The following is a 21,079-nucleotide window of genomic DNA, read 5'->3' as shown; positions in this document are numbered from 1 at the left end:
ACAATTCATGGTGGGCTTATATCACGATAAGAAAAAATAGTGGAAAATATGAAAAATATGAAAAAAAATCTTGGTAGACCTCGAGAATTTCACCCGCAGGATTTTCTTGATGCTGCGCTTAGCGTGTTTTGGATGAAAGGTTTTCACGCCACATCAATGGCTGACTTAATGCAGGTATCGGGCTTGGCCAGCGCGAGCATCTACAAGCTATACCCGGATAAAAGGTCCATTTTTCTGGCTGCGTTAACGCAGTATATGGATGATGGTTTGCGGAGAATGGAAAAACGCGCAGGTGAGCAGGATCCTGAAAAAGCACTGAGAGAAACGCTGAATTACTGTGCTTTACTGTCTACCGGCGAAGATGGTACCCGGGGTTGCTTTACCATTGCTACGGCGAGTGAGTTGCTCCCAGATGACAAGGATATCTACGAAAAAGTCAGCTATATGTTCAGCGGAATTAAGAAAAACCTGTTGATCATAATCAAGCAGGGCCAAGAAAAAGGCATATTCAGGCTGGATGTCAAGGCCGAGATTATGGCTGAAAGCCTCTTCATAATGCTTGAAGGAATGCGTGTTTATGGCAAGGTCAAACCTGACTTTTCTGCCCTCAAACAGGCAAACGAATTCATTATGATGAGTGTATTAAAGATGGGACAGACTAATAGCTCTGCTTTAGCAGGGGGCGGTTAATGTTTATGCCTGGGATGCTTGTACGCTTACGTAAACGACCTGCAATCATGGTCGTCAGTGGAACTACGTCTGATAAGGGACTGGTGCATTGCTGTTGGTATTACCGGGGTGAGCGAAAACGGCAGACTTTTAGTGCAGAAGAGTTGACCGTTATTGAAGGCGGCTACAATCATCTGAGTTTTACTTGAATGCAATGACAAATGGTTTTTCTCGGTCGATAAATACGACTGGGGGATAGGGGCCGGGAATAGTAAGCTCGAATTCCATAAACAGAACAAAGCTATTACCCGGTCGGGCCCGTCAGAACGGTTTTATTTTGTGTATTTTCACTGTCTAGACAAGATGATAGCGTATTTTTTAATCACAGTGCGATCTGGGTGACCAGCTCAAGCTGTTCTTCAAGTTCCCTGATCCTTTGTTCAGGAGTTAAAGGGGCAGGCGGTTGGCTCATGGGCAACTCCCGGCTGGAGAGATGGGGAAGATCTGGGGCCCAGTTAAGATGGCCATGCTTGCGCAACCAGGTCAGAACGGTCGAACGTCCCCGAATACCATAGCGCAGTTGAGCCTGTTTGTAGGTCATTTCGCCTTTATCAACCTGCTCAACAACAGCAATTTTAAAAGACAAAGGATAGTCACGTTGTGTACGTTTAAACTCGGCCATTATCACGTTCTCCGGATTTAAGTCGAAAACGTGTCAACGCTATTCAGGACGGGTCACTGAAAAGCAAAATGCCCGCTTAAGTTTCCTTAAGCGGGCTTCTCTAAATATGGCTCCTCTGACTGGACTCGAACCAGTGACATACGGATTAACAGTCCGCCGTTCTACCGACTGAACTACAGAGGAATCGTGTGAACGGGCGGAATCATAACGGGGTGCAGGGGGGAAGTCAAAGGGGATTACGCATTCTGCGTTTGTTTGCTTACAGAATGCGCAACCCGTTGAGCTTTTGGCAGATTTACCCCATAGATGCCCGCGTTAAGTTCAACCGATAGTGATAATGCCCGACGGCGGCGAGAAACAGAGCGAGATCACATCAGTGCCGTAAATGCGGTGATATCGAGACGGGAGTAGGGAATGGACATCGAAAAATCCCCGCCCGGAACCACGAGCGGGGAGTAAATTAAGGCTTACTCGTCGGCGAGGACAAACATGCCGAACGGATGGATTTGCAGGAAATAGCTGTCGCCCGGTTCGGGCTGCAACTGCGTAGCGTTTACCTGCAGCAGCAGCGACTGATCGTGCCAGTTCACCAGCACTTCATACTGCGGCCCCATATAGGCCACCTTGCTGATGGTGCAACGCTGACTTGGTTCCCCATGTTGGCTGAGGGTAATCGCTTCTGGGCGCACGCCCACGGTACATTGCTGCAAACCAGCAGCAAAGCCTTGTGGGCGTGGCACCGCGTAGCCAAAGATCTCTACGCCGCTGCTGGTCACCTTGGCCGGGAAGATGTTGGCATCCCCCATAAATCCGGCCATAAAGCGCGAGGCCGGGTAGCGGTACAGCGTTTGCGGTGCGCCAATCTGCATGATTTCCCCTTTGTTCATCACCAGCACGGTGTCGGAAACCGCAAAGGCTTCGCTCTGATCGTGGGTGACATAGAGTGAGGTGATGTTGAACTGCTGCTGCAATTCGCGGATTTTTTCACGCATGCTGCGGCGCAGGTTGGCATCCAGGTTACTCAGCGGTTCATCGAACAGCAGCACCTTGGGTTTGAGGATCAGCGCACGTGCCAGGGCGACGCGTTGCTGCTGGCCGCCGGAGATCTGATCAACATAGCGCTCTTCAAAACCCTCCAGATCGACCAGCATCAGGGCTTCACGTACCCGATCGCGGATCTCTGCCTTGGGCCTTCCGAGCATTTTCAGGCCATAGCCGATGTTATCCCCCAGCGACATATGAGGGAACAGCGCGTAGGACTGGAACACCATACAGATGTCCCGCTGCTGAATGGAGCGATCGGTCACGTCCTCGCCGTCGATAAAGATCTGCCCGCCACTGGGTTTCTCCAGCCCGGCGACCAGGCGCAGGACCGTAGTTTTACCGCAGCCGGAAGGGCCAAGCAGCGTCACCATATCCCCACGTGGGATCGCCAGGCTCAGGTTTTCAATCACGGTATTGTTGCCAAACCGCTTGGCGACGTTCTTCAGTTCAACAAAGTGTTTCTTATCTTGAATGTCAGACATGTTGTTCATCCTTCTCCGCCGGGTATCAGGCCGCATTCCGGGCTTTGGAACGCGCGACCCGCGCTTCGCCAACCAGGGCATCAAACAGGAAAATAATCGCCAGCATCACTACGATCAGGATCGATCCGTAGGCAATGGCTACGCCATACTCGCCGTCCTCGACCCGGTTAAGGATGTAGGACGTTGCGACGCGCGTATCTGGCGTCACCAGGAAAACAATGGCGCTCACGGTGGTCATGGCTCGGACAAAGCTGTAGACCAACGCCGAAAGGATCGCCGGGCGCAGCAAGGGCAGCAGGATATACACTATGGTGCGTAGCGAACCGGCACGCAGGCTGAGGGAGGCCTCATCCAGCGACTTGTCCAACTGCCCCAAACCGGCGATACCCGCGCGGATCCCCACCGGCACGTTGCGCATCACCATCGAAATGATCACGATGGCTGCCGTTCCGGTCAGGTAAACCGGCGCGCTGTTGAACGCCAGAATGTAGGAAACACCGGCCACGGTGCCTGGCACCGCGAAGCACAGCATGGTGCTGAACTCGATCACTTTTTTACCCTGGAATTGCTGGCGTACCACGATGTAGGCAATCAGCAGGCCGAAGATGGCAGTGATCGGTGCGGCAATCCCGGCATACAGCAAGGTATCGAGCAGGGAAGGCCACGCGCCGTCGCTGAAGCCTTGGCCGAACAGTTTGCTGAAGTTGTCCAGCGTCAGCGTGTAGTCCACGCCCCAGTTAACGGTGAAGCTGCCGTAGAAAATGCTGCCGTACAGCAAGATGTTGAAGGCGATCCAGACATACAGCATCAGCGAGACGCCCCACACCAGCGTCACCGGCAGCGGCTGAACATCGCCGTGGTTGGATTTGCCGGAAATGGTCACGTAGGAACGTTTGCCGATCCACATGTATTGCACGCAGAACACCAGCAGCGAGAACATCAGCAGCACCACGCCTAGCGTACTGGCTGCCTGATAATCAAGCTGCGCACCGGTAATGTAGAAGTAGATCTGCGTGGCCAATACGTCGAAGTTGCCGCCGAGAACCAAGGGGTTACTGAAGTCCGCCAACGATTGAACAATGACGATCAGGAACGAGTTGGCCAATGCCGGTTTCAGCAGCGGCATAAACACCTGGGTAAAGGTCTGGAAGCGGTTGGCGCGCAACGTGTAGGACGCCTCTTCCAGCGACGGATGGATGGTCTTGATAGCCCCATCGAGGATCATGAATGACATGGGCGTAAAGGCCAGCACCTGAGCCAACCAGATCCCGGTAAAGCCGTAGAGCCAGTTGGTGTTGGTCAGGCCGAACCAGGTCACCATCAGCTCGGTGATGTAGCCGGAGCGGCCCATCATCAGGGTGACGCCTAAACCAACCACAAACGGCGGTGTGACGATTGGCAGGATCGAGAAGATACGGCCAATCACCGCCGAACGGCGGGCGATACGCGTGGTATAAATCGCCAGCACCATGCCAAAGAAGGTACAGCCAATCCCGACGGCGACGGAGAGCAGGAAGGAGTTCCAGATCACCTGCAGGATATGCGCCTGCCCGAGCGTTTGCATAAACGCCAACGGGGCGAAGGCACCGGCCTCATCGGTGAACATCGGGATAAAGATGGCGATGCTGGGATAAATGATAAACAGCACGATCAGGGCGATCACTGCCACCAGCGAACCGAGTACAAAGCGATCGCCACCCAGCCATTCCAGCCTTGAGAGAGCAAGAGTGATCACTGCGCCGATTGCCACCAGCAGCGGCAAGGTAGCGAATCCCATCCCGGTACCGGTCGCGGCGGCGCTGATAAATACCAATAGCCCGCAGGCCAGAGCATAGCCAGCATCAAACAGATGGCGGTTGCGTTGCTTGCGGCCAGTGGCAATCTGCGGGCGTACAACCAGCAGCAACGGGGCGGCAAACCACAGCATGGCCAAGCCTGCATGTGACCATCCGTAGGCCGCCAGCAGCTCTTCGCTGGTCGCCTCCAGCAGCCCGTAGTCCAGGCTGTAGGAAGGCAGTAGGGCGAAACCTGCCAGCGCCAGCAGCAACCAGTAGAAAATGGGATCCCGCCCCTGCGTCGTGCGCAAGGTGATGGTTTCAGACATGATATTCCCCGGAATAAACGAAAATGAAGCGGGCATAGTCAGCAGTCACTACGCCCGATAGATGCAGGATGGGATCAGTGGCCCATCTTCACGTCGTTAACCCATTTGGTGATCAGCTTTTTACGCATGTCGGAAGCGCCGTAGGTATCCATGTCGTAATCGATCAGTTTCAGTTGATCCAGCTTCAGCGAGTTAGGGGAGGTCTCTGCCGTGGTGTTGGTCAGGATCTGGTAAGACTGCCCCTTTTTCCAGGAAAGCTCCTGGGCCTCTTTTGACAGCGCCCAGTCCACGAACAGCTTGGCGTTTTCCATATTGCGGGCGTTTTTCAGGATGCTGATACCGCCGATTTCATAGCCCGAACCTTCGCATGGGGAAACCAGCGTCAGAGGTGCGCCTTTTTCTTTTTCCAGCGAATAGTCGTGCAGGAAGCCAATGCCGATCGTGGTTTCACCGCGCGCGGCGTTGCGGGCAGGGGCGATGCCGGACTTGGTGTACTGCGAGATATTGCCGTTCAGCTGTTTCAGGTAATCAAAGGCGGCCTCTTCGCCCCACAACTGCGCAAAGGTGGCCAGCGCGGTGTAGGCCGTACCGGAACTCTGTGGATCGGCGATCTGGATTTCCCCTTTGTAGATCGGGTTGGTCAGGTCCTTCCAGCACTTGGGTTCAGGCAGGTTTTTCTCTTTCAGGCGATCGGTGTTGACGCCGAAACCGAGAATGCCGATATACACCGCAGAGGAGTAATTGCCTTTACGTTTGGCCGGATCGCGGAACTGCGGCATGATTTGCTCCAGGTTCGGCGAGGCGTAAGCCTCCAGTAAATCCATTTCGCCGGCTTGCGATTGAGGATCCAGCGTGCCGCCGTACCAGACGTCGGCCTGCGGGTTTTTCTTCTCCGCGTCTACCTTGGCCAGGGTGCTGCCAGAGCCGTTGCGGATAAAGCTGGTCTTGACGTCGTATTTTTCCCCGAAGGCTTTGGCTTCTTCCTCGCACATGGCGTTGGTGGCGCTGCAATAGATCACCAGACGGCCTTTGGCCTGCACGGTTCCGGCCAGGGCTGTCAGCGCCAGCGTGGTGGCCAGCAGGGTGTTGAGAGGTGTCAATTTCATGGTGTTGTCCTTTTTGTTGTTGTCTTTGTAGGGTAAAGCAAACCATTTTCCCCTCACCCCAACCCTCTCCCACAGGGAGAGGGAGCTGATCCGGTGTTGCTATTGGGTGCGAGGATTAATCCATTAACCGTATAAAAATTACGTCTATTGTTGCCGTATCTGCCCGGCCATCAGCAGCGGCATCAACAGCAGGCCGACGCAGGTGGCTGCCAGCGCCAGCAGGGCAAAAAAGCCATACCAGCCGTAATGCTGCAATACCTGCGCCAGCGGCCAACCGGCCAGCGCGGCACCCAGGTAGGCGAACAGGCCAAGAAACCCGGTCACGGTCCCGGCCGCGTCCTTGTGGCAGTGCTCCGTGGCTGCCAGCCCGATCAGCATCTGCGGCCCAAACACAAAAAAGCCGAGGCCGAAAAAGCAGGCCGAAAGCAGCCCGTAATGGTGCAGCGGGGCCAGCCATAGGGCGGTCGTCGTCACAAAGAGTCCGATGGAGAACAGCAGGATCATCGGTGCTCGCAGGCCGCGAAACAGCAGATCCGATCCCCATCCGGCAAACAGTGCGCCAAACAGCCCACCCAGTTCAAACAGTGACAACGTGGCGTTGGCCTTCATCAGGTTGACGCCGTGGCTCTCCGCTAGCCAGATGTTGCCCCAATCGTTCAGCGCAATGCGTATCAGGTACACCAGGATGTAGGACACGCCGAGCAACCAGATGGTCGGATTGCGCAATATGGTGTCAAACAACATCCGCCGCATCGGCATCGCCGGGCTTTGCTGCTCTTGCCACAGCTCCAGCTGATCGCGCCGCCAGTGGCCTACGCTGGGTAATCCTTGCTGCTGCGGTTTACCGCACAGTTGCCAGCACAGCCACAGCCCAATCAGCATCCCGATGGCTCCCGGCAGCAACAGCGCAGCCTGCCAACCGTAGTGTGAAGCCATAAATCCGGACAGCAACGGTACGGCCGCACCGCCCAGGCTGATCGAAGTATTCCAGGTGCCCCACCAGAAGCCTCGCTCGTTGCGCGAATACCAACTGGTGAGCATCTTGGCGCAGGGCGGCCAGCCCCAGCCCTGAAAGAAACCGTTTAACGTCCAGACCACCAGCAACGCCGTCAGCGAATGGCAAAAGGCGAACACGATGTTCAGCACGCCGGTGATAAATAGCCCGACACCCATAAACCAGCGCGCCTGGCTGCGATCGCTGACAATGCCGGAGACAAACTTCGAGCCGCCGTAGGCCAGGTAAAACAGCGTACCCAGCAGGCCGATATCCCCTTTGTCCAACCCCAGTTCGAGCTGCATCACCGGCATGGCATAGCTGACGCTCTTGCGTGTCAGATAAAAGGCGCCGTAGCCGACGATCATCGAAAACATCAGGCGTGGTCGCCAGTAGCGGTAACGAGCGCTGATTTGTTCCGCGGTTAACGTGGCCGATGTCATGAGTTCCTCCGGACAGTGAGAGCAGTGTAGGGTGTTGAAAACAGGATTGGATGAGACAAGGTTTTAGGCACCTAAGACTTAGTCCTAGTCAGACGGAGTTTTTGTTCAGTTTTGTGGGCAGGTTAACAATTATGCGCGTGCCATTACGCCGATGGAGCCGCCAATCGCCCCCCAATGCGCGCACTCGCTCTTCGATACCGCGCAGGCCAAAGCCGCTGGTGGGTTGCAACGGCATACCCTGGCCGTCATCACGGACTTCCAGAGTGATCGTCTGGTGGGTTTGCGTCAGGCTTAAATGCACATGGCTGGCGCAGGCGTGTTTGCTGATGTTATTGAGCAGCTCCTGTGCCACGCGGTAGAGGGTAAATACCAGGGTTTCATCATCTGGCGTGGCTGGCAGGCGGTAATCCAGCTGGAAGCTGATCCCCTGTTCGGCAAAGGAAAACTCATCGGCCAGGTGATGCAGAGCTTTGTCCAGCTCCATCTCTTCCAACACCGGTGGGCGCAATTGCCGTAGCAGGGTGCGGGTGGTGTGGTGGATGCGTTGCGATAGCGAATCGATCTGCTCCGCGGCCAGGCGGGTGGCCGGGGCGGTGGCGCTGCGGTTCACCAACATTGCCTGGATCTGAATGGCGGTAATATTCTGGCCGATCTCGTCATGCAACTCGCGAGCGATGGCCTTGCGCACCTCTTCTTCGGTACCTATCAGCCGCTCCATCAGGTGTCTTTTGGCCGCTAATTCCTGCTCCAACTGTTGGCGATAGCGCTGTAGCTTTTGCGCCAATTGCTGCTGACGGCTGATGGCAATCCCCAGCCCAATCCCCAACAGCGCCTGGGTAGAAAGGAATAGCTCCAACTCTTGCAGACCCTGAAACGCGCCACCGGCCTGACGGGTGAGGGTGATCATCACGCTACCAAACAGCGCCGCCAGGACGCCCCCTTGCCAGCCAAAGCGATAAGCCATAAACACGTTGGGCAAAAAGATAAAGATCAGCAGCAGCCGCTCCATCTGCGGGGCGATCGCCAGTTGCACGCAAATCCCCATGGTGAGAAACAGTGAACACCACAGCAGAAGAGAGGTGCGTAGCTGTGGTGTCGAGGGGCGCGGAACGGGCATCGACGTCACCAGTTGCTGGCGCAGGTAGGTATAAATCAGATAGACGAAAGGCACCAGCAGTACGCCGCCGGTAAAGCTGGTCAGCAAGGTTTGACTGATACTGGATGGCAGCCAGACCCCCGCCAGTAACCCGCACAGCAGCGCATTGGCCGCGATGGCCGCCAGCAATAGCGATAGCCGTTGCCAATACAGGTGATAGCGATACCACAGCCGCTGAGTGCCCCAGGCCGGTAGCAGGCTTAACAACGGTAGCAGTAGCACCGAGCGATCGCTCAGCAATTGCTGGTCATGCAGCCATAGCAGCGTAGCGGCTTCCGCCAGTAATAGCGTGAGCCAGTAACGCCGGGGTAACAGGATCAGCAGCGCTAGCCGCAGCCCTTGAGGAAACAGCAGCACGGCCTGCTGGCCGTCATGGCTCAGGTGCAGGCTAATGGTCCACAGGGCTAGCCAACTGAGGGCAAAAAACAGCGCCAGAAACAGCGAAAGCGCCAGGCGGCGCACCATTGGCGGCACCGGCTAACTCCCGGCAAGCAGTTGATGTTGCAGCGCGAAATGCACCAGTTCCACGGTGGTGTCGCAATGCAGTTTGCCGAGGATGTTGGCGCGGTGCACCTGCACGGTCTTATGGCTTAAGGTCAACTGTTGGGCGATGGTTTTGACACTCAGGCCGTTGACCAGCAGATCGAAGATCTCTTTCTCGCGCGGGGTGAGTACCTGCAATTCTTTCGGTGGTTGCGGAGTATGGCGCAGCGCTCGCAAGGCATCCGCGCACAGGTAAAGCCCACCGCTGCTGACGGCGCGCACCGCCTGCACCAGTTCATGGGGGCCGCAGCGTTTGGTGAGATAACCACCGGCCCCGGCATCGATAGCGCTTTGCACGAAGGCATTGGTGTCATAGATGCTGAGGATGATGGCGCGAAAGGTGGGGCGCTGTTGGCGTAAACGCTGGAGCAGGCTGAGGCCGCTTTCATCCGGCATGGCGATATCCAGCACCGCTACGTCGATCGGATCGCGCAGCAAGTGCGGCCATGCCTGTGCCGCCGAGTCGAACTGGCCGACGATACGGATATCCTCTTCCAACGACAGTAACTGGGCAAACCCGGAACGAACCACTACGTGGTCGTCTATCAGCGCAACGTTAATCATAAGCCTGTAACAAAGTGTGAGATTTTCCGCATCATGCGCAGGAAAACACTGGCTGGCAACTGTTGCGCTGCAAAATGGAAGGGAGTTAACAGATTGGCATTAAAATGGCCTGCCGCATCGACCCAGAGTATCCCTGTCACCAGCGCTGTTATTGCCTTCCTGACGGTTATTTTTACGCATTTCGCCTCGTTTATCCCCTCAGGAGCATGACCCCCGTCGCAAACCGGGAAGGTTGCAGGTTTGTCCATATAAATAGCATTCAAAGATATGGGGGAAATCGCTATCGAGGCTGTAGAGTCCCTCTACGGGAATGTTGTGCAGATGTAAAATCGGCATCCCGGGAAATCGTCACTAACAATAAAATATAAATAATACCAATGAGTTACCTCGCTATTTGGCGATTATGCCTCAACCTACATTAGATCCGGGAGTGTTAGATGAAAAAATTGAGTGTGAAAACGTTATTGGCGGCTAGCCTGTTCAGCATGCTGGTGGGCTCGGGCGGTGCATTGGCGCAAGAAGTGGAAGTCGTCAATATTTCGAAAATCGCGGGAATGCCCTGGTTCAACCGTATGGGTGAAGGTGTGGAACGTGCCGGTAAAGACCTGGGTATCAAAGCCTATCAAGTCGGCCCATCCAGTACCGATGCTCCACAACAGGTTAAAATTATTGAAGATTTAATCGCCAAGAAAGTCAGTGCCATCAGTATCGTGCCGAACGATGCCGATGTATTGGAGCCCGTCTTCAAGAAAGCGCGTGACGCCGGTATCGTGGTATTAACCAACGAATCACCAGGGCAGCCTAGCGCTAACTGGGATATTGAAATCATTGATAACGCCAAATTTGCCGCCGACAACGTGGAAGAAATGGCAAAAGCGATGGGCGGCAAGGGTGGGTATGTCATTTATGTCGGCAGTCTGACCGTGCCACAGCATAACCTGTGGGCAGATTTGTTTGTTAAGTACCAGAAAGCGCATTATCCGGAAATGTTTGAAGTGACTAGCCGTATGCCCGTCGCCGAGAGCATTGATGACTCACGCCGCACCACACTGGATCTGATGAAAGCGCATAGCGACCTGAAAGGGATTGTGGCCTTCGGTTCACAAGGCCCAATTGGTGCAGGCCGTGCAGTGAAAGAGAAGCGGGCGAAAAACAATGTCCACGTATTCGGCATGATGATCCCCTCTCAGGCAGCCTCGCTGATTAAAAGTGGTGATATCGCCATGGGTGTCACTTATGACCCAGGTTCTGCTGGATATGCACTGACCGCCGTTGCTGACAAAGTGCTTAAAGGTGAGAAGATCGAAACAGGCATGGAGATCCCTGGGGTGGGTAAAGCGGAAGTTGATCAGGATAAACACCTGATTCAGTTCCACAATGTACTGCGAGTTACCAAAGATAACGTGGATTCCCTGTATTAATTCCCCCGCATGACCGCAGAGCCGGATGCCTTGTCCGGCTCTGCAACCATTGCTCGCCTGGCGTAAGAGGATGTATGCAGCCATTTATTACCCTGGAAAATATCAGTAAAACCTTTTATGGCGTCAAGGCGCTGAATAAGGTGGCTATGACCCTGTTACCGGGTGAGGTACATTGCCTCGCTGGGCAGAACGGTTGTGGCAAATCAACACTGATCAAGATTATCTCCGGTGTTTACCAACCCGATAGAGATGCCGCCATTATTATTGATGGCAAAACCTATTCAACCCTGACACCTATTGAGTCTGTCCGCCTGGGGATCCAGGTCATTTATCAGGATTTATCCTTATTCCCGAATCTGACCGTGGCTGAGAATATCGCCATGAACCATTATCACCATCAGCTGTGGGTGAATAAACGTCAGATGCGTGAGACCGCCGAACGCGTCATTAACAGCATTGATGCCCACCTTAATCTGGACGAATTGGTTGAGAATTTATCCATCGCCCAGAAACAATTAGTCGCTATCTGTCGTGCACTGGCACAAGATGCCCGCCTCATTGTGATGGATGAGCCAACCGCGTCGCTGACCCGGCAGGAAGTCAACGGCTTGCTACGGGTGGTGCATGAGCTGAAATCACGCAATATCTGTGTGGTATTTGTGAGTCACCGGTTGAGCGAAGTGCTGGAGATTTCAGACCGTATTACCGTGCTGAAAGATGGCCAGTGGGTTGGAACCTACCCCGCGGCTGAAGTGGACAACCAGCGGCTTGCCTGGCTGATGACGGATATGAAATTTGATTTTCAGGTGCTACCGCCTTACAGCGAAGCACGCCCGGTCGTGATGGCAGTGGAAGCGCTTTCCCGTGGCAATGAATATCAGGATATCTCACTGGCTTTGCATCCTGGCGAAATTGTCGCGCTGGTTGGTTTGCTCGGGTCTGGCCGCACAGAACTGTGCCTCAGTCTCTTTGGTTTAACCAAACCCGAGTCGGGCAGCATTCGTATCAATGATAAGCCAATGCGGTTCGCCAGTAACCGCGATGCCATTGCCGCCGGTGTGGGCTATGTCTCGGAAGACCGGATGAGCACCGGGCTGATTATGGAGCAATCAATCCGCGACAATATCAGTGCCACGGTATTACACCGGCTTAAAAGTGCCTTGCACCTGATGCGGGCCGAGCGAGTCGACACGCTGGTCGAAGACATGGTGAAACACCTGTCGATCAAAATTGGTAACAGCGACTTGCCGGTCAACACGTTATCCGGCGGAAATGCGCAGCGTATTGCCATCGCCAAATGGCTGGCAACCGACCCACAAATACTGATCCTCGACTCGCCGACCGTTGGGGTCGACATCGCCAACAAAGCAGGTATTTATAATATTATCAATGCATTGGCGGCGCGGGGGATAGCGGTATTAATGGTATGTGATGAGATTGATGAAGCTTACTTTAATAGCCACCGTATTATCGTTATGCGGTCCGGCCGGCTTGTGCAGGAGTTCTTGCCGAGTAACTGCAGCGAAGCTGCCATTGCGGAGGTAGTCAATGGCTAATCCCCATGCACTCAATAAGCCTGATGTAGGCAAAACAGGTTTATTTAATAAAAAGCATCTGAAACGCCACGAAGTTATGTTGGCTTTTACCCTATTGATTATTTCGACTTATCTTGCTTTCACCAGCCCAGAATTTCTGACGCTCGCCAATATTTATGACTTGATAAATAACTACGCCATGCTGACCATTTTGGCGTGTGGGTTTTTTATCGTTTTGATTTCTGGCGGTATTGACATTTCATTTCCGGCGATGACCATTATCTCGCAATATGTCATGGTGACATTCATTGCGAAGTTTGGCGGTAATTTCCCGGTGGCTTTCGCGTTGGCAGGAGGCATCGGCTTGTTGCTGGGGTTGATCAACGCGCTCTTGGTTAATCGCCTGCGGGTACCGTCCATCATTATTACCATTTCTACGCTGAATATCTTCTACGGGTTGCTGCTGTATCTCAGCCGGGGTGTCTGGCTGTATACCTATCCGGAATGGTTCGAACATGGGCCAATGCTGTTCTCCTTCACCGCCGCTGACGGCTATGACTATGGCCTTTCGCTGCCCATTTTGACCTTGCTGGCGACGATTATTGTCACTGCTTTGGTGATGACTCGCACCAGCATTGGCCGGCAAATTTATGCGTTGGGCGGTAATCAGGAAGCGGCATCCCGCATGGGGTTCAGCATTGTTAAGCTGCAACTGTTTGTTTATGGCTATATGGGGTTTTTATCCGGCATCGCCGGTGTGGTGCAGTCCTATACCGTTTTGACGGTGGCACCGGACTCGTTGCTCGGTTATGAACTCACCGTGCTGGCGGCGGTGGTGCTGGGCGGTACCAGTATTGTCGGTGGACGGGGGACCCTAACCGGCACTCTGCTCGGGGTGATCTTGCTGGCAATATTGCAAAATGGTCTGAATTTACTGGGTATTTCGTCGTACTGGCATAGCGTGGTGATCGGTCTGGTGATAGTCATCAGTATCAGTGTGACAGCCTGGGGCCAACGTCATAAGGTAGGGATATAACCATGTCGAAAACAACTCAACGTGATCATACCGAGCGCTGGTTGGTGGCACTGCTGGTGCTGGTGGCGGGCGTGTTCAGTGTGCTGATCCCACAGGTATTCTGGTCTGCGGCCAATTTCCAATCCATCGCCTCACAGATCCCCGTCGTGGGGATATTGACGCTGGCAATGGCGATCACCATGCTGACCGGTGGCATCAACTTATCCATTATTGCCACTGCGAACGCCAGTGCGCTGGTGATGGCCTGGGTGTGTACCCATCTTGAGCCAACGTTCAGTTCATTGATAGTGATGCTGTTGGCGGGGGGGGCGGTTGCCTTGGTGGTGGGGATCATCAATGGGGTGCTTATCTCGGTGGTTCGGGTATCCCCAATTCTGGCGACACTGGGCATCATGACCTTGCTCAAAGGGATCAATGTGCTGATCTCCAAAGGCTCGGCGATATCTAACTTTCCGAGCTATGTACTGGCATTGGACCGCAGCTATTTTCTTGGGGTTCCAGTCCCGCTTTACCTGTTTGCCGTGGTGGCGTTGCTGCTTTGGCTTATGTTGGCCAAGACCCCGCTGGGCCGTCAGATATACCTGTCCGGCTCCAACGAGAAAGCCACCTTTTACTCTGGGATTAACACCCGCCGCACGCTGATTTGGGTTTATGTGATTTCCTCGTTACTGTGCGCCGTCGCGGCGTTGCTGATGATGTCGAAACTCAACTCGGCCAAAGCCTCCTACGGTGAGTCACTGTTGCTTATCACTATCCTGGCGACGGTATTGGGTGGGGTAAATCCTGACGGCGGATTTGGTAGGGTCTTCGGCATTGTGTTAGCGCTGTTCCTGCTGCAAATGCTGGAGAGCGGGCTAAATATCATGGGCGTCAGTAGCTATATCACCATGGCACTGTGGGGGTCGCTACTGCTGGCGTTTATCTTTGTCAAAGGTGCGAAGGTCCCGGCATTGCGGTTCTTAGGGCAGAACAAGCCGTTGTAGTGATAGTGCAAGTTCACCAAACAGGTTCGATAGCCTCAGAAGCAGCCCACTACATCACTGTATGTTGGGCGCTCCTGTTTAACCATGGCTTGCTGAACGATAGATCCGCTGGGGTCTGCCCACCTTGCCGTAAATAATCTCCGCCACTAATTGATCGTTGGCGCTAAAAAACTCCAGGTAGCGCCGAGCGGTGGTGCGGCTCAGCCCAATTTGTTGTGCCACGCTTTCTGCCGTATGACGCACCTGCGGATCTTCGAACAAATCGCGGATCTTTATCAGCGTCAGCTCATCAATGCCGGTGGGCAACGCGGCCTGATCGCCACCGCGGGCGTAGGTGTTGAACATTTCATCAATGCGGCGTTGGTTGACCCGCGCCTTGTCTTTCAGCGCTTCGCGCCGTTGGCTAAAGCGTTGCAGGGTTTGCGCCAGGCGGTCATAGGCCAGGGGTTTGATCAGGTAATCGAACACGCCATAGCGCAGCGCTTCGGCCACGGTGTCCATATCGCTGGCGGCGGTGATAAACACAATGCCACCGCCGTAGCCTTGTAGCGTCAGTTCGCGCAGTAGTTCTATGCCTTGGCCGTCTGGCAGGAAATTATCCAGCAGGATCAGATCGGGTTTGAAACGCTCGGTCATCGTGCGTGCCTGTGCCAGGGTACCCGCCAGCCAAATCTGCCGGCATCCGCCATTCTGCTTGATGAATTCCGCATGCATTTCTGCCAACGGCGTTTCATCCTCAACAATCAGAATATTTAGCCACTCCATGTTAATTCCCCGTTGCTTAATTACGTTGCTAATTAAATCTCAGCGAGATGGTTATTTAATTAAACACTATGTCGCTAATAAAAACTATAAAAATAATTAAGTAAATAAAAACCATTAAACAACTTATTTACTGCGGGTAGATTGTGAAATAGGTCAATAATCAGTGCGTTATTTGTGTTTAACATGGCGCCATTAAATACCCCGTTCGTGTTATGGACCATTTCAACTCGATGGTTTTTAAGGTTTTTATTACACCTTAATGTTAACTGTAATGGGATTTTGTATTTCAAATGTTATTGATAAGTTATTTTAGAGAGACTGACATGCTGGGCGATACCGTATTTACTCGGGTGAAAAGATCGGATCACAAAAATATAGCGTCAATTAATGCTTTTTTGCGTAGTAACGATCTGAATATTGATACCACGGTCGAGGTTTTTATCACCGTGACCCAGGGCGAGCAATTGGTTGCCTGCGGAGGTATCGCCGAAAATATTATCAAATGCGTGGCCATCAGCCCGCAAATGCGCGGTGAAGGCCTGGCGTTATCATTGGCGACCGAACTGGTGAATCTGGCCTATGAGCGCCATCACACCCAGCTGTTTATCTACACCAAAGTGCAGAATGAGGCGCTGTTTCGCCAGTGCGGTTTCTACCCGATTGCCAGCGTGCCGGGCATCGTGGTGCTGATGGAAAACAGCCCGTGCCGCCTGAAGCGTTACGCCGCGCAACTGGCCAGCGAGCGCCAGCCGGGCGACACCATTGGCAGCATCGTGATGAATGCCAACCCCTTTACTCGTGGCCATCAATATCTGGTACGGGAAGCCGCCGCCCAATGTGACTGGCTGCATCTGTTCCTGGTGAAGGAAAACACCTCGCGCTTCCCGTATGAAGATCGCCGCGATCTGGTACTGAAGGGCACCGAGGGGATCACCAATTTGACGGTGCATGAGGGGTCGCAATACGTGATCTCCCGTGCCACTTTCCCTTGCTACTTCATTAAAGAGCAGGGGGTTGCCGACGACTGTTACACCGAAATCGATCTGAAAATCTTCCGTCAGTATCTGGCCCCCGCGTTGGGCATCACGCATCGATTTGTCGGCAACGAACCGTTCTGCGCCGTAACGGCGAAATACAACCGCGACATGCGTTATTGGCTGGAAACTCCGGCGCTGCCTAGCCCACCGATCGATCTGGTGGAAATTGAGCGCTTGCAGTACCAGGGCACGGCGATCTCTGCCTCCTGGGTGCGCAAGCTGCTGGCCGCGGGAGACTTCCACGCCGCAGCGCCTTTGGTGCCGAAAGACACGCTGTACTACCTGCAGGATCTGCAGGCACAGCGCCGGGCCAAGCCAGTACCGCAAGAATTTGAGTCCGCACAATCAGGTGAACAATGAAAATAATCCGAGAAGCAATGGCCGGCACGCTGGAATCCAGCGATGTCATGGTCCGTATCGCGCCAGCAGAAGGCCCGGAACACGATCTGCTGATTGCCAGCAGCGTGGAAAAACAGTTCGGCGATGCCATCCGCCACACCCTGTTGCAGGTTTTGCAGCAGTATGACGTGCCGCCGGTGCAGGTGATTGTCGACGATAAAGGCGCACTGGACTGTGTGCTGCGTGCACGGCTGGAAACCGCGCTGATGCGTGCCAGCGAAATCGCCGCACTGCCTTGGGAGGAACGCCGTGAAAACGCTGAATAAACACCGTATGCGCCGCAGCATGCTTTTCGTACCGGGGGCAAATGCCGCCATGGTCAGCAACGCTTTTATCTATCAGGCCGATGCGTTGATGTTCGATCTGGAAGACTCGGTGATCCTGCGTGAGAAAGACGCGGCCCGTCGCCTGGTGTATCACGCGCTGCAACACCCGCTGTATCAGGAAGTTGAAACCATTGTGCGCGTTAACGCCTTGGATTCGGCCTATGGCCTGGCGGATCTGCAAGCGGTGGTGCGCGGCGGGGCGGATATCGTCCGTCTGCCAAAAACCGACACCGCGCAGGACGTGGTGGATATGGAGCGTGAAATCGCCGCCATTGAACGTGCCTGTGGTCGCCCGGTCGGCAGCACTGGCCTGCTGGCGGCGATCGAGTCCGCACAGGGCATCACCAACGCGGTGGCGATTGCGCAGGCTTCCCCAAGGTTGATCGGGATTGCGCTGGGTGCCGAAGACTATGTGCGCAATCTGCGTACCGAGCGCTCCCCTGAAGGCATTGAGCTGCTGTTTGCCCGTTGTTCACTGTTGCAGGCCGCCCGCTCAGCCGGGATCCAGGCGTTCGATACCGTCTATTCCGATGCCAACAATGAAGCGGGTTTCCTACAGGAAGCGGCGCTGATTAAACAGCTGGGTTTTGACGGTAAATCCCTGATTAACCCACGCCAGATCGAACTATTGCACAACCTGTATGCACCAACCGCCAAAGAAGTGGCTCATGCCCAGCGAGTGGTCGATGCGGCAGAAGCGGCAGAAAAAGAGGGGCGCGGCGTGGTTTCGCTGAACGGCAAGATGGTCGATAGCCCGGTGATTGAACGGGCCCGTCTGGTACTGCAACGCGCAGCGCTTTCCGGCGTGCGTGAAGAACCGAACCACAGCGAGGAAGCATGATGAAACGCCAACAACGCCTGATGACTTTGAACAATCACGCCGAGATGCGGCTTTATCAGGAAGCCTCCAAGGCCAACCTGCAGGCGCGGAAACCGCGCGATATCAAACGCTGTGAGTCGCTGGAAGTGGCGATCCGCCGCAGCGGCCTGCAGGACGGCATGACCATCTCTTTCCACCACGCATTCCGTGGCGGCGATCTGGCCCTCAACCAGGTGATGGATGTGCTGGCGAAGATGGGCTTCCGCAACCTGACGCTGGCCTCCAGTTCATTGACCGATTGCCATGCGCCGCTGGTCGGCCATATTCGCAACGGGGTGGTGAGCCGTATTTATACCTCTGGCCTGCGTGGGCCGTTGGCAGATGCCATTTCGCGCGGCTTGCTGAAAGAGCCGGTGCAGGTTCACTCGCACGGTGGCCGGGTCAACCTGGTCGAGTCGGGTGAATTGCAGATCGACGTTGCCTTCCTCGGGGTGCCTACCTGCGATGAGTTCGGCAATGCCAACGGTTACACCGGCGATGCCTGCTGCGGTTCGCTCGGCTATGCCAAGGTGGATGCCGCAGCGGCCCGTAGCGTGGTGCTGCTGACCGAAGCGATCGTGCCATATCCGCATCATCCCGCCAGCCTGGCACAGGATCAGGTCGATCTGATCGTGCAGTTGGAGCGAGTAGGGGATGCGGACAAGATTGGGGCCGATGCCACGCGAATGACCTCCAACCCGCGTGAGCTGTTGATTGCCCGCCGTGCTGCCGAAGTGATCGTCGATTCCGGCTACTTTACCGAAGGCTTTTCCCTCCAGACCGGCACCGGTGGCGCTTCGTTGGCCGTAACCCGCTTCCTGGAAGACAAGATGCGTGCCCGTGGCGTCCGCGCCGGTTTTGCACTGGGCGGCATCACCTCCACCATGGTGGATCTGCATGAGAAAGGCCTGATCGGCAAACTGCTGGACGTGCAGAGCTTTGACCGTGCGGCGGCCATGTCATTGGCTCGCAACCCAAACCATATTGAGATCAGCGCCAATCAGTACGCCAACTTCAGCTCCAAGGGCGCGTCGGTTGATCGCCTGGATGTGGTGGTGCTGAGTGCGCTGGAAATTGACACCGGCTTTAACGTTAACGTGCTGACCGGCTCTGATGGGGTGATCCGTGGCGCTTCCGGTGGCCACTGTGATACCGCAGCGGCGGCGCGGTTGGCGATTATTGTCGCGCCGTTGGTGCGTGGCCGCATTCCTACGCTGGTTGAGCAGGTGACTACCTGCGTTACGCCGGGCTCCAGCATCGACATTCTGGTGACCGACCACGGTATTGCCGTAAACCCGGCTCGCCCAGAACTGGCGCAGAGATTACGTGATGCTGGCCTGCAGGTGGTCACCATCGAATGGCTGCGTGAGCGTGCGCTGGTACTGACCGGCGAACCGAAACCAATCGCCTTTACCGACAACGTGGTGGCCGTGGTGCGCTATCGCGACGGTTCGGTGATTGACGTCGTACATCAGGTCGCGGAGTAACGCCATGGCTTACATCTCCCCCGAATTGGCCGCCAGCCGCGCCGTAAGTTTGCCCGAACTGCTTTCCAGCCGTGAATGCCGGCAGGCACGGCAACAGGCGTGGCTGGCGCGCCATCCTACCGCCACGCTGGTGGTGCTCACACTCGTGGTGCCGGGGGCGGTGAAAGACAGCCCCATGACGCGGCGCGTGTTCAATCTGGGCAGGCAGGCCTTGCAGCAGATGTATCGCCAGCAAGGCTGGCTTTGTTTGCAGCAGAAGACCCTGGCACTGCCCACTGGCTGCGAGGGCTATCTGGCGCTGCAAGCCGATGCCCGCGCGGTGAAAGAGGCCACCATCCAACTGGAAATCCAGCAGCCGATTGGCCGCCTGTGGGATATCGATGTACTGACCCCGCAAGGGAAGATCCTGTCGCGGCGTGAACTTGGTCTGCCTGAACGCAGCTGTCTGCTGTGCAATCAGCCAGCCAAGATTTGCGCCCGCCAGCAGAGCCACAGCACCGAACAACTGCTCACTGCAATGGAAAGGATGCTCAATGATGCACTCCCAGCCTGACTGGCAGCCGACGGTTACAGATCTTTCGCACAGCCAGCGCTTTGCTCGCGACGCCTATCGGGCGCTGTTGGTGGAGGTCAACCTGACGCCGAAACCGGGGTTGGTCGATCGCCACAACAACGGCGCGCATCGCGACATGGATATTGGCCATTTCTACCGTAGCTCAAGGGCGATTGGCCGGTGGCTGCCCTATTTTATCCGCCAGGGTATGGCCGACGCCGCTTTGCCCGCCGAGCAGCAGCTTGCACGCCTGCGCCCATTGGGCATGGCCTGTGAAGAACAGATGTTCCACGCCACCGGCGGCATCAACACCCATAAAGGCAGCGTGTTCTCGCTGGGGCTGTTGTGCTGCGCCTTTGGCCGCTTACAGCAACAACAACGGCAGATTGACGCCCAAAGCCTGTGTGGCGAAGTGGCCGAGATGTGCCGTGGGTTGGTTAGCCGGGAGCTGCAACGTAACAACGCGGGCCAGACGGCAGGGCAACGCTTATTTGCCGAGTTTGGCCTGAGCGGTGCCCGTGGTGAGGCTGAATCCGGCTTTCAGCGGGTGATTGGCGGTGCGTTACCGCTGTATCACCAGAGGATCGCCAGTGGTTGTGGAGAACAGGTCGCGCTGCTGGACAGCCTGCTATGGCTGATGGCGCATAACGATGATACCAACGTCGCCTCGCGGGGCGGCATTAAAGGGCTGCGCTGGTTACAACTCTGTGCCAGCCAGTTATTGGCACAGGGAGGGGCAGGTACGGTGCAAGGAATTGCCCGTTTGCGGCAGTTCGACGTTGCGTGCATCGCCCGCAATCTTAGCCCCGGCGGCAGTGCCGATTTATTGATAGTCACCTGGCTGTTGGCGCAGTTGCCGCAGGCGGGGGCTTAAAAAAATAACGAAGCCTT

19 protein-coding genes, 1 tRNA gene and 1 pseudogene are annotated in these 21,079 nt (G+C 55.3%); 11 read left to right on the top strand and 10 right to left on the bottom strand.

Features of this window, described 5'->3' with window-relative positions; genetic code table 11:
* Positions 1-48: 48 nt before the first annotated feature.
* Complete coding sequence (locus KGP17_RS17075) at positions 49-690, top strand: TetR/AcrR family transcriptional regulator (RefSeq protein WP_371822207.1); 642 nt, start codon at positions 49-51, stop codon at positions 688-690.
* Positions 691-1,075: 385 nt separating this feature from the next.
* On the opposite strand, the pseudogene KGP17_RS17070 reads toward KGP17_RS17075, so the two are convergent.
* The 9 genes and pseudogenes from KGP17_RS17070 to KGP17_RS17030 form a co-directional block, all read right to left on the bottom strand.
* Positions 1,076-1,351: pseudogene (locus KGP17_RS17070) on the bottom strand (IS3 family transposase); the annotation flags it as partial.
* A 107-nt stretch (positions 1,352-1,458) separates the two neighbouring features.
* Positions 1,459-1,534: transfer RNA gene (locus tag KGP17_RS17065), tRNA-Asn, on the bottom strand.
* Positions 1,535-1,818: 284 nt separating this feature from the next.
* Positions 1,819-2,877: a ferric ABC transporter ATP-binding protein gene (gene fbpC, locus KGP17_RS17060; protein WP_039995816.1), complete on the bottom strand. Its 1,059-nt coding sequence runs from the start codon at positions 2,875-2,877 to the stop codon at positions 1,819-1,821.
* Positions 2,878-2,902: 25 nt separating this feature from the next.
* Positions 2,903-4,981, bottom strand: a complete 2,079-nt coding sequence (locus tag KGP17_RS17055; protein ID WP_223498018.1) for an iron ABC transporter permease — start codon at positions 4,979-4,981, stop codon at positions 2,903-2,905.
* Positions 4,982-5,055: 74 nt separating this feature from the next.
* Positions 5,056-6,087, bottom strand: a complete 1,032-nt coding sequence (locus KGP17_RS17050) for an ABC transporter substrate-binding protein (protein ID WP_021180290.1) — start codon at positions 6,085-6,087, stop codon at positions 5,056-5,058.
* Between the two features lie 144 nt (positions 6,088-6,231).
* Positions 6,232-7,524, bottom strand: a complete 1,293-nt coding sequence (uhpC, locus tag KGP17_RS17045) for an MFS transporter family glucose-6-phosphate receptor UhpC (RefSeq protein WP_115158125.1) — start codon at positions 7,522-7,524, stop codon at positions 6,232-6,234.
* Positions 7,525-7,612: 88 nt separating this feature from the next.
* Positions 7,613-9,145, bottom strand: a complete 1,533-nt coding sequence (locus KGP17_RS17040; RefSeq protein ID WP_223499677.1) for an MASE1 domain-containing protein — start codon at positions 9,143-9,145, stop codon at positions 7,613-7,615.
* Between the two features lie 12 nt (positions 9,146-9,157).
* Entirely contained in the window at positions 9,158-9,787 is a 630-nt protein-coding gene (locus KGP17_RS17035) for a response regulator transcription factor (RefSeq protein WP_021805795.1), read from the bottom strand.
* Positions 9,784-10,035, bottom strand: coding sequence for a hypothetical protein (locus tag KGP17_RS17030; RefSeq protein WP_209528948.1), 252 nt, complete (start codon positions 10,033-10,035; stop codon positions 9,784-9,786). Before KGP17_RS17030 ends, KGP17_RS17035 begins: the two co-directional genes overlap by 4 nt.
* 237 nt (positions 10,036-10,272) lie before the next feature.
* Here KGP17_RS17030 and KGP17_RS17025 point away from each other — a divergent pair, with 237 nt between their 5' ends.
* The 4 genes from KGP17_RS17025 (at position 10,273) to KGP17_RS17010 (ending at position 14,762) form a co-directional block, all read left to right on the top strand.
* Entirely contained in the window at positions 10,273-11,208 is a 936-nt protein-coding gene (locus KGP17_RS17025) for an autoinducer 2 ABC transporter substrate-binding protein (RefSeq protein WP_223499675.1), read from the top strand.
* 74 nt (positions 11,209-11,282) lie between these two features.
* Positions 11,283-12,764 carry a sugar ABC transporter ATP-binding protein gene (locus KGP17_RS17020; RefSeq protein ID WP_223498017.1) on the top strand — a complete coding sequence of 494 codons (1,482 nt, stop codon included), beginning with the start codon at positions 11,283-11,285 and terminating at the stop codon, positions 12,762-12,764.
* Between the two features lie 76 nt (positions 12,765-12,840).
* Entirely contained in the window at positions 12,841-13,779 is a 939-nt protein-coding gene (locus KGP17_RS17015) for an ABC transporter permease (RefSeq protein ID WP_037375581.1), read from the top strand.
* 2 nt (positions 13,780-13,781) lie between these two features.
* Positions 13,782-14,762 (top strand): ABC transporter permease, encoded by a 981-nt coding sequence (locus KGP17_RS17010; protein WP_166732923.1) that lies wholly within the window; start codon positions 13,782-13,784, stop codon positions 14,760-14,762.
* 78 nt (positions 14,763-14,840) lie between these two features.
* On the opposite strand, the gene dpiA is transcribed toward KGP17_RS17010, so the two are convergent.
* The gene (dpiA, locus tag KGP17_RS17005) at positions 14,841-15,527 is read right to left on the bottom strand and encodes a two-component response regulator DpiA (protein ID WP_059201159.1); all 687 of its coding nucleotides are present in this window, start codon (positions 15,525-15,527) and stop codon (positions 14,841-14,843) included.
* A gap of 323 nt (positions 15,528-15,850) precedes the next feature.
* Here dpiA and citC point away from each other — a divergent pair, with 323 nt between their 5' ends.
* From citC to citG, 6 genes are read left to right on the top strand one after another with little or no spacing between them, the layout of a single operon-like run.
* On the top strand, positions 15,851-16,924 hold the full coding sequence (gene citC / locus KGP17_RS17000; protein WP_223498016.1) for a [citrate (pro-3S)-lyase] ligase: 1,074 nt from the start codon (positions 15,851-15,853) through the stop codon (positions 16,922-16,924).
* Positions 16,921-17,229, top strand: coding sequence for a citrate lyase acyl carrier protein (gene citD, locus KGP17_RS16995; RefSeq protein ID WP_223498015.1), 309 nt, complete (start codon positions 16,921-16,923; stop codon positions 17,227-17,229). The genes citC and citD overlap by 4 nt, the downstream gene beginning before the upstream one ends.
* Positions 17,230-17,236: 7 nt before the next feature.
* Positions 17,237-18,130 carry a citrate (pro-3S)-lyase subunit beta gene (gene citE / locus KGP17_RS16990; protein ID WP_059202058.1) on the top strand — a complete coding sequence of 298 codons (894 nt, stop codon included), beginning with the start codon at positions 17,237-17,239 and terminating at the stop codon, positions 18,128-18,130.
* Complete coding sequence (gene citF, locus KGP17_RS16985) at positions 18,130-19,635, top strand: citrate lyase subunit alpha (protein ID WP_021180303.1); 1,506 nt, start codon at positions 18,130-18,132, stop codon at positions 19,633-19,635. The genes citE and citF overlap by 1 nt, the downstream gene beginning before the upstream one ends.
* A 4-nt stretch (positions 19,636-19,639) precedes the next feature.
* Complete coding sequence (gene citX, locus KGP17_RS16980) at positions 19,640-20,188, top strand: citrate lyase holo-[acyl-carrier protein] synthase (RefSeq protein ID WP_094982591.1); 549 nt, start codon at positions 19,640-19,642, stop codon at positions 20,186-20,188.
* Positions 20,169-21,062: a triphosphoribosyl-dephospho-CoA synthase CitG gene (citG, locus tag KGP17_RS16975; protein WP_371822038.1), complete on the top strand. Its 894-nt coding sequence runs from the start codon at positions 20,169-20,171 to the stop codon at positions 21,060-21,062. The genes citX and citG overlap by 20 nt, the downstream gene beginning before the upstream one ends.
* Positions 21,063-21,079: the final 17 nt, after the last annotated feature.

Origin of the sequence: Serratia sp. JSRIV001 (assembly GCF_019968745.1) — a bacterium.
In the GTDB taxonomy this organism is placed as follows: Bacteria; Pseudomonadota; Gammaproteobacteria; order Enterobacterales; family Enterobacteriaceae; genus Chania; species Chania fonticola_B.
The sequence above is the reverse complement of the archived record's forward strand: the minus strand, read 5'-3'. Positions and strand labels throughout refer to the sequence as shown.

Excerpts from the sequence above, each read along its gene's own strand:
- uhpC (WP_115158125.1), bottom strand. The coding sequence starts at position 7,524 with ATGACATCGGCCACGTTAACCGCGGAACAAATCAGCGCTCGTTACCGC.
- KGP17_RS17035 (WP_021805795.1), bottom strand. The coding sequence starts at position 9,787 with ATGATTAACGTTGCGCTGATAGACGACCACGTAGTGGTTCGTTCCGGG.
- dpiA (WP_059201159.1), bottom strand. The coding sequence starts at position 15,527 with ATGGAGTGGCTAAATATTCTGATTGTTGAGGATGAAACGCCGTTGGCA.
- citX (WP_094982591.1), top strand. The coding sequence starts at position 19,640 with ATGGCTTACATCTCCCCCGAATTGGCCGCCAGCCGCGCCGTAAGTTTG.
- citE (WP_059202058.1), top strand. The coding sequence starts at position 17,237 with ATGCGCCGCAGCATGCTTTTCGTACCGGGGGCAAATGCCGCCATGGTC.
- KGP17_RS17025 (WP_223499675.1), top strand. The coding sequence starts at position 10,273 with ATGCTGGTGGGCTCGGGCGGTGCATTGGCGCAAGAAGTGGAAGTCGTC.
- KGP17_RS17055 (WP_223498018.1), bottom strand. The coding sequence starts at position 4,981 with ATGTCTGAAACCATCACCTTGCGCACGACGCAGGGGCGGGATCCCATT.
- KGP17_RS17015 (WP_037375581.1), top strand. The coding sequence starts at position 12,841 with ATGTTGGCTTTTACCCTATTGATTATTTCGACTTATCTTGCTTTCACC.
- KGP17_RS17075 (WP_371822207.1), top strand. The coding sequence starts at position 49 with ATGAAAAATATGAAAAAAAATCTTGGTAGACCTCGAGAATTTCACCCG.
- KGP17_RS17020 (WP_223498017.1), top strand. The coding sequence starts at position 11,283 with ATGCAGCCATTTATTACCCTGGAAAATATCAGTAAAACCTTTTATGGC.
- citF (WP_021180303.1), top strand. The coding sequence starts at position 18,130 with ATGAAACGCCAACAACGCCTGATGACTTTGAACAATCACGCCGAGATG.
- KGP17_RS17050 (WP_021180290.1), bottom strand. The coding sequence starts at position 6,087 with ATGAAATTGACACCTCTCAACACCCTGCTGGCCACCACGCTGGCGCTG.
- fbpC (WP_039995816.1), bottom strand. The coding sequence starts at position 2,877 with ATGTCTGACATTCAAGATAAGAAACACTTTGTTGAACTGAAGAACGTC.
- KGP17_RS17040 (WP_223499677.1), bottom strand. The coding sequence starts at position 9,145 with ATGGTGCGCCGCCTGGCGCTTTCGCTGTTTCTGGCGCTGTTTTTTGCC.
- KGP17_RS17030 (WP_209528948.1), bottom strand. The coding sequence starts at position 10,035 with ATGGACAAACCTGCAACCTTCCCGGTTTGCGACGGGGGTCATGCTCCT.
- KGP17_RS17010 (WP_166732923.1), top strand. The coding sequence starts at position 13,782 with ATGTCGAAAACAACTCAACGTGATCATACCGAGCGCTGGTTGGTGGCA.
- citD (WP_223498015.1), top strand. The coding sequence starts at position 16,921 with ATGAAAATAATCCGAGAAGCAATGGCCGGCACGCTGGAATCCAGCGAT.
- citC (WP_223498016.1), top strand. The coding sequence starts at position 15,851 with ATGCTGGGCGATACCGTATTTACTCGGGTGAAAAGATCGGATCACAAA.
- citG (WP_371822038.1), top strand. The coding sequence starts at position 20,169 with ATGATGCACTCCCAGCCTGACTGGCAGCCGACGGTTACAGATCTTTCG.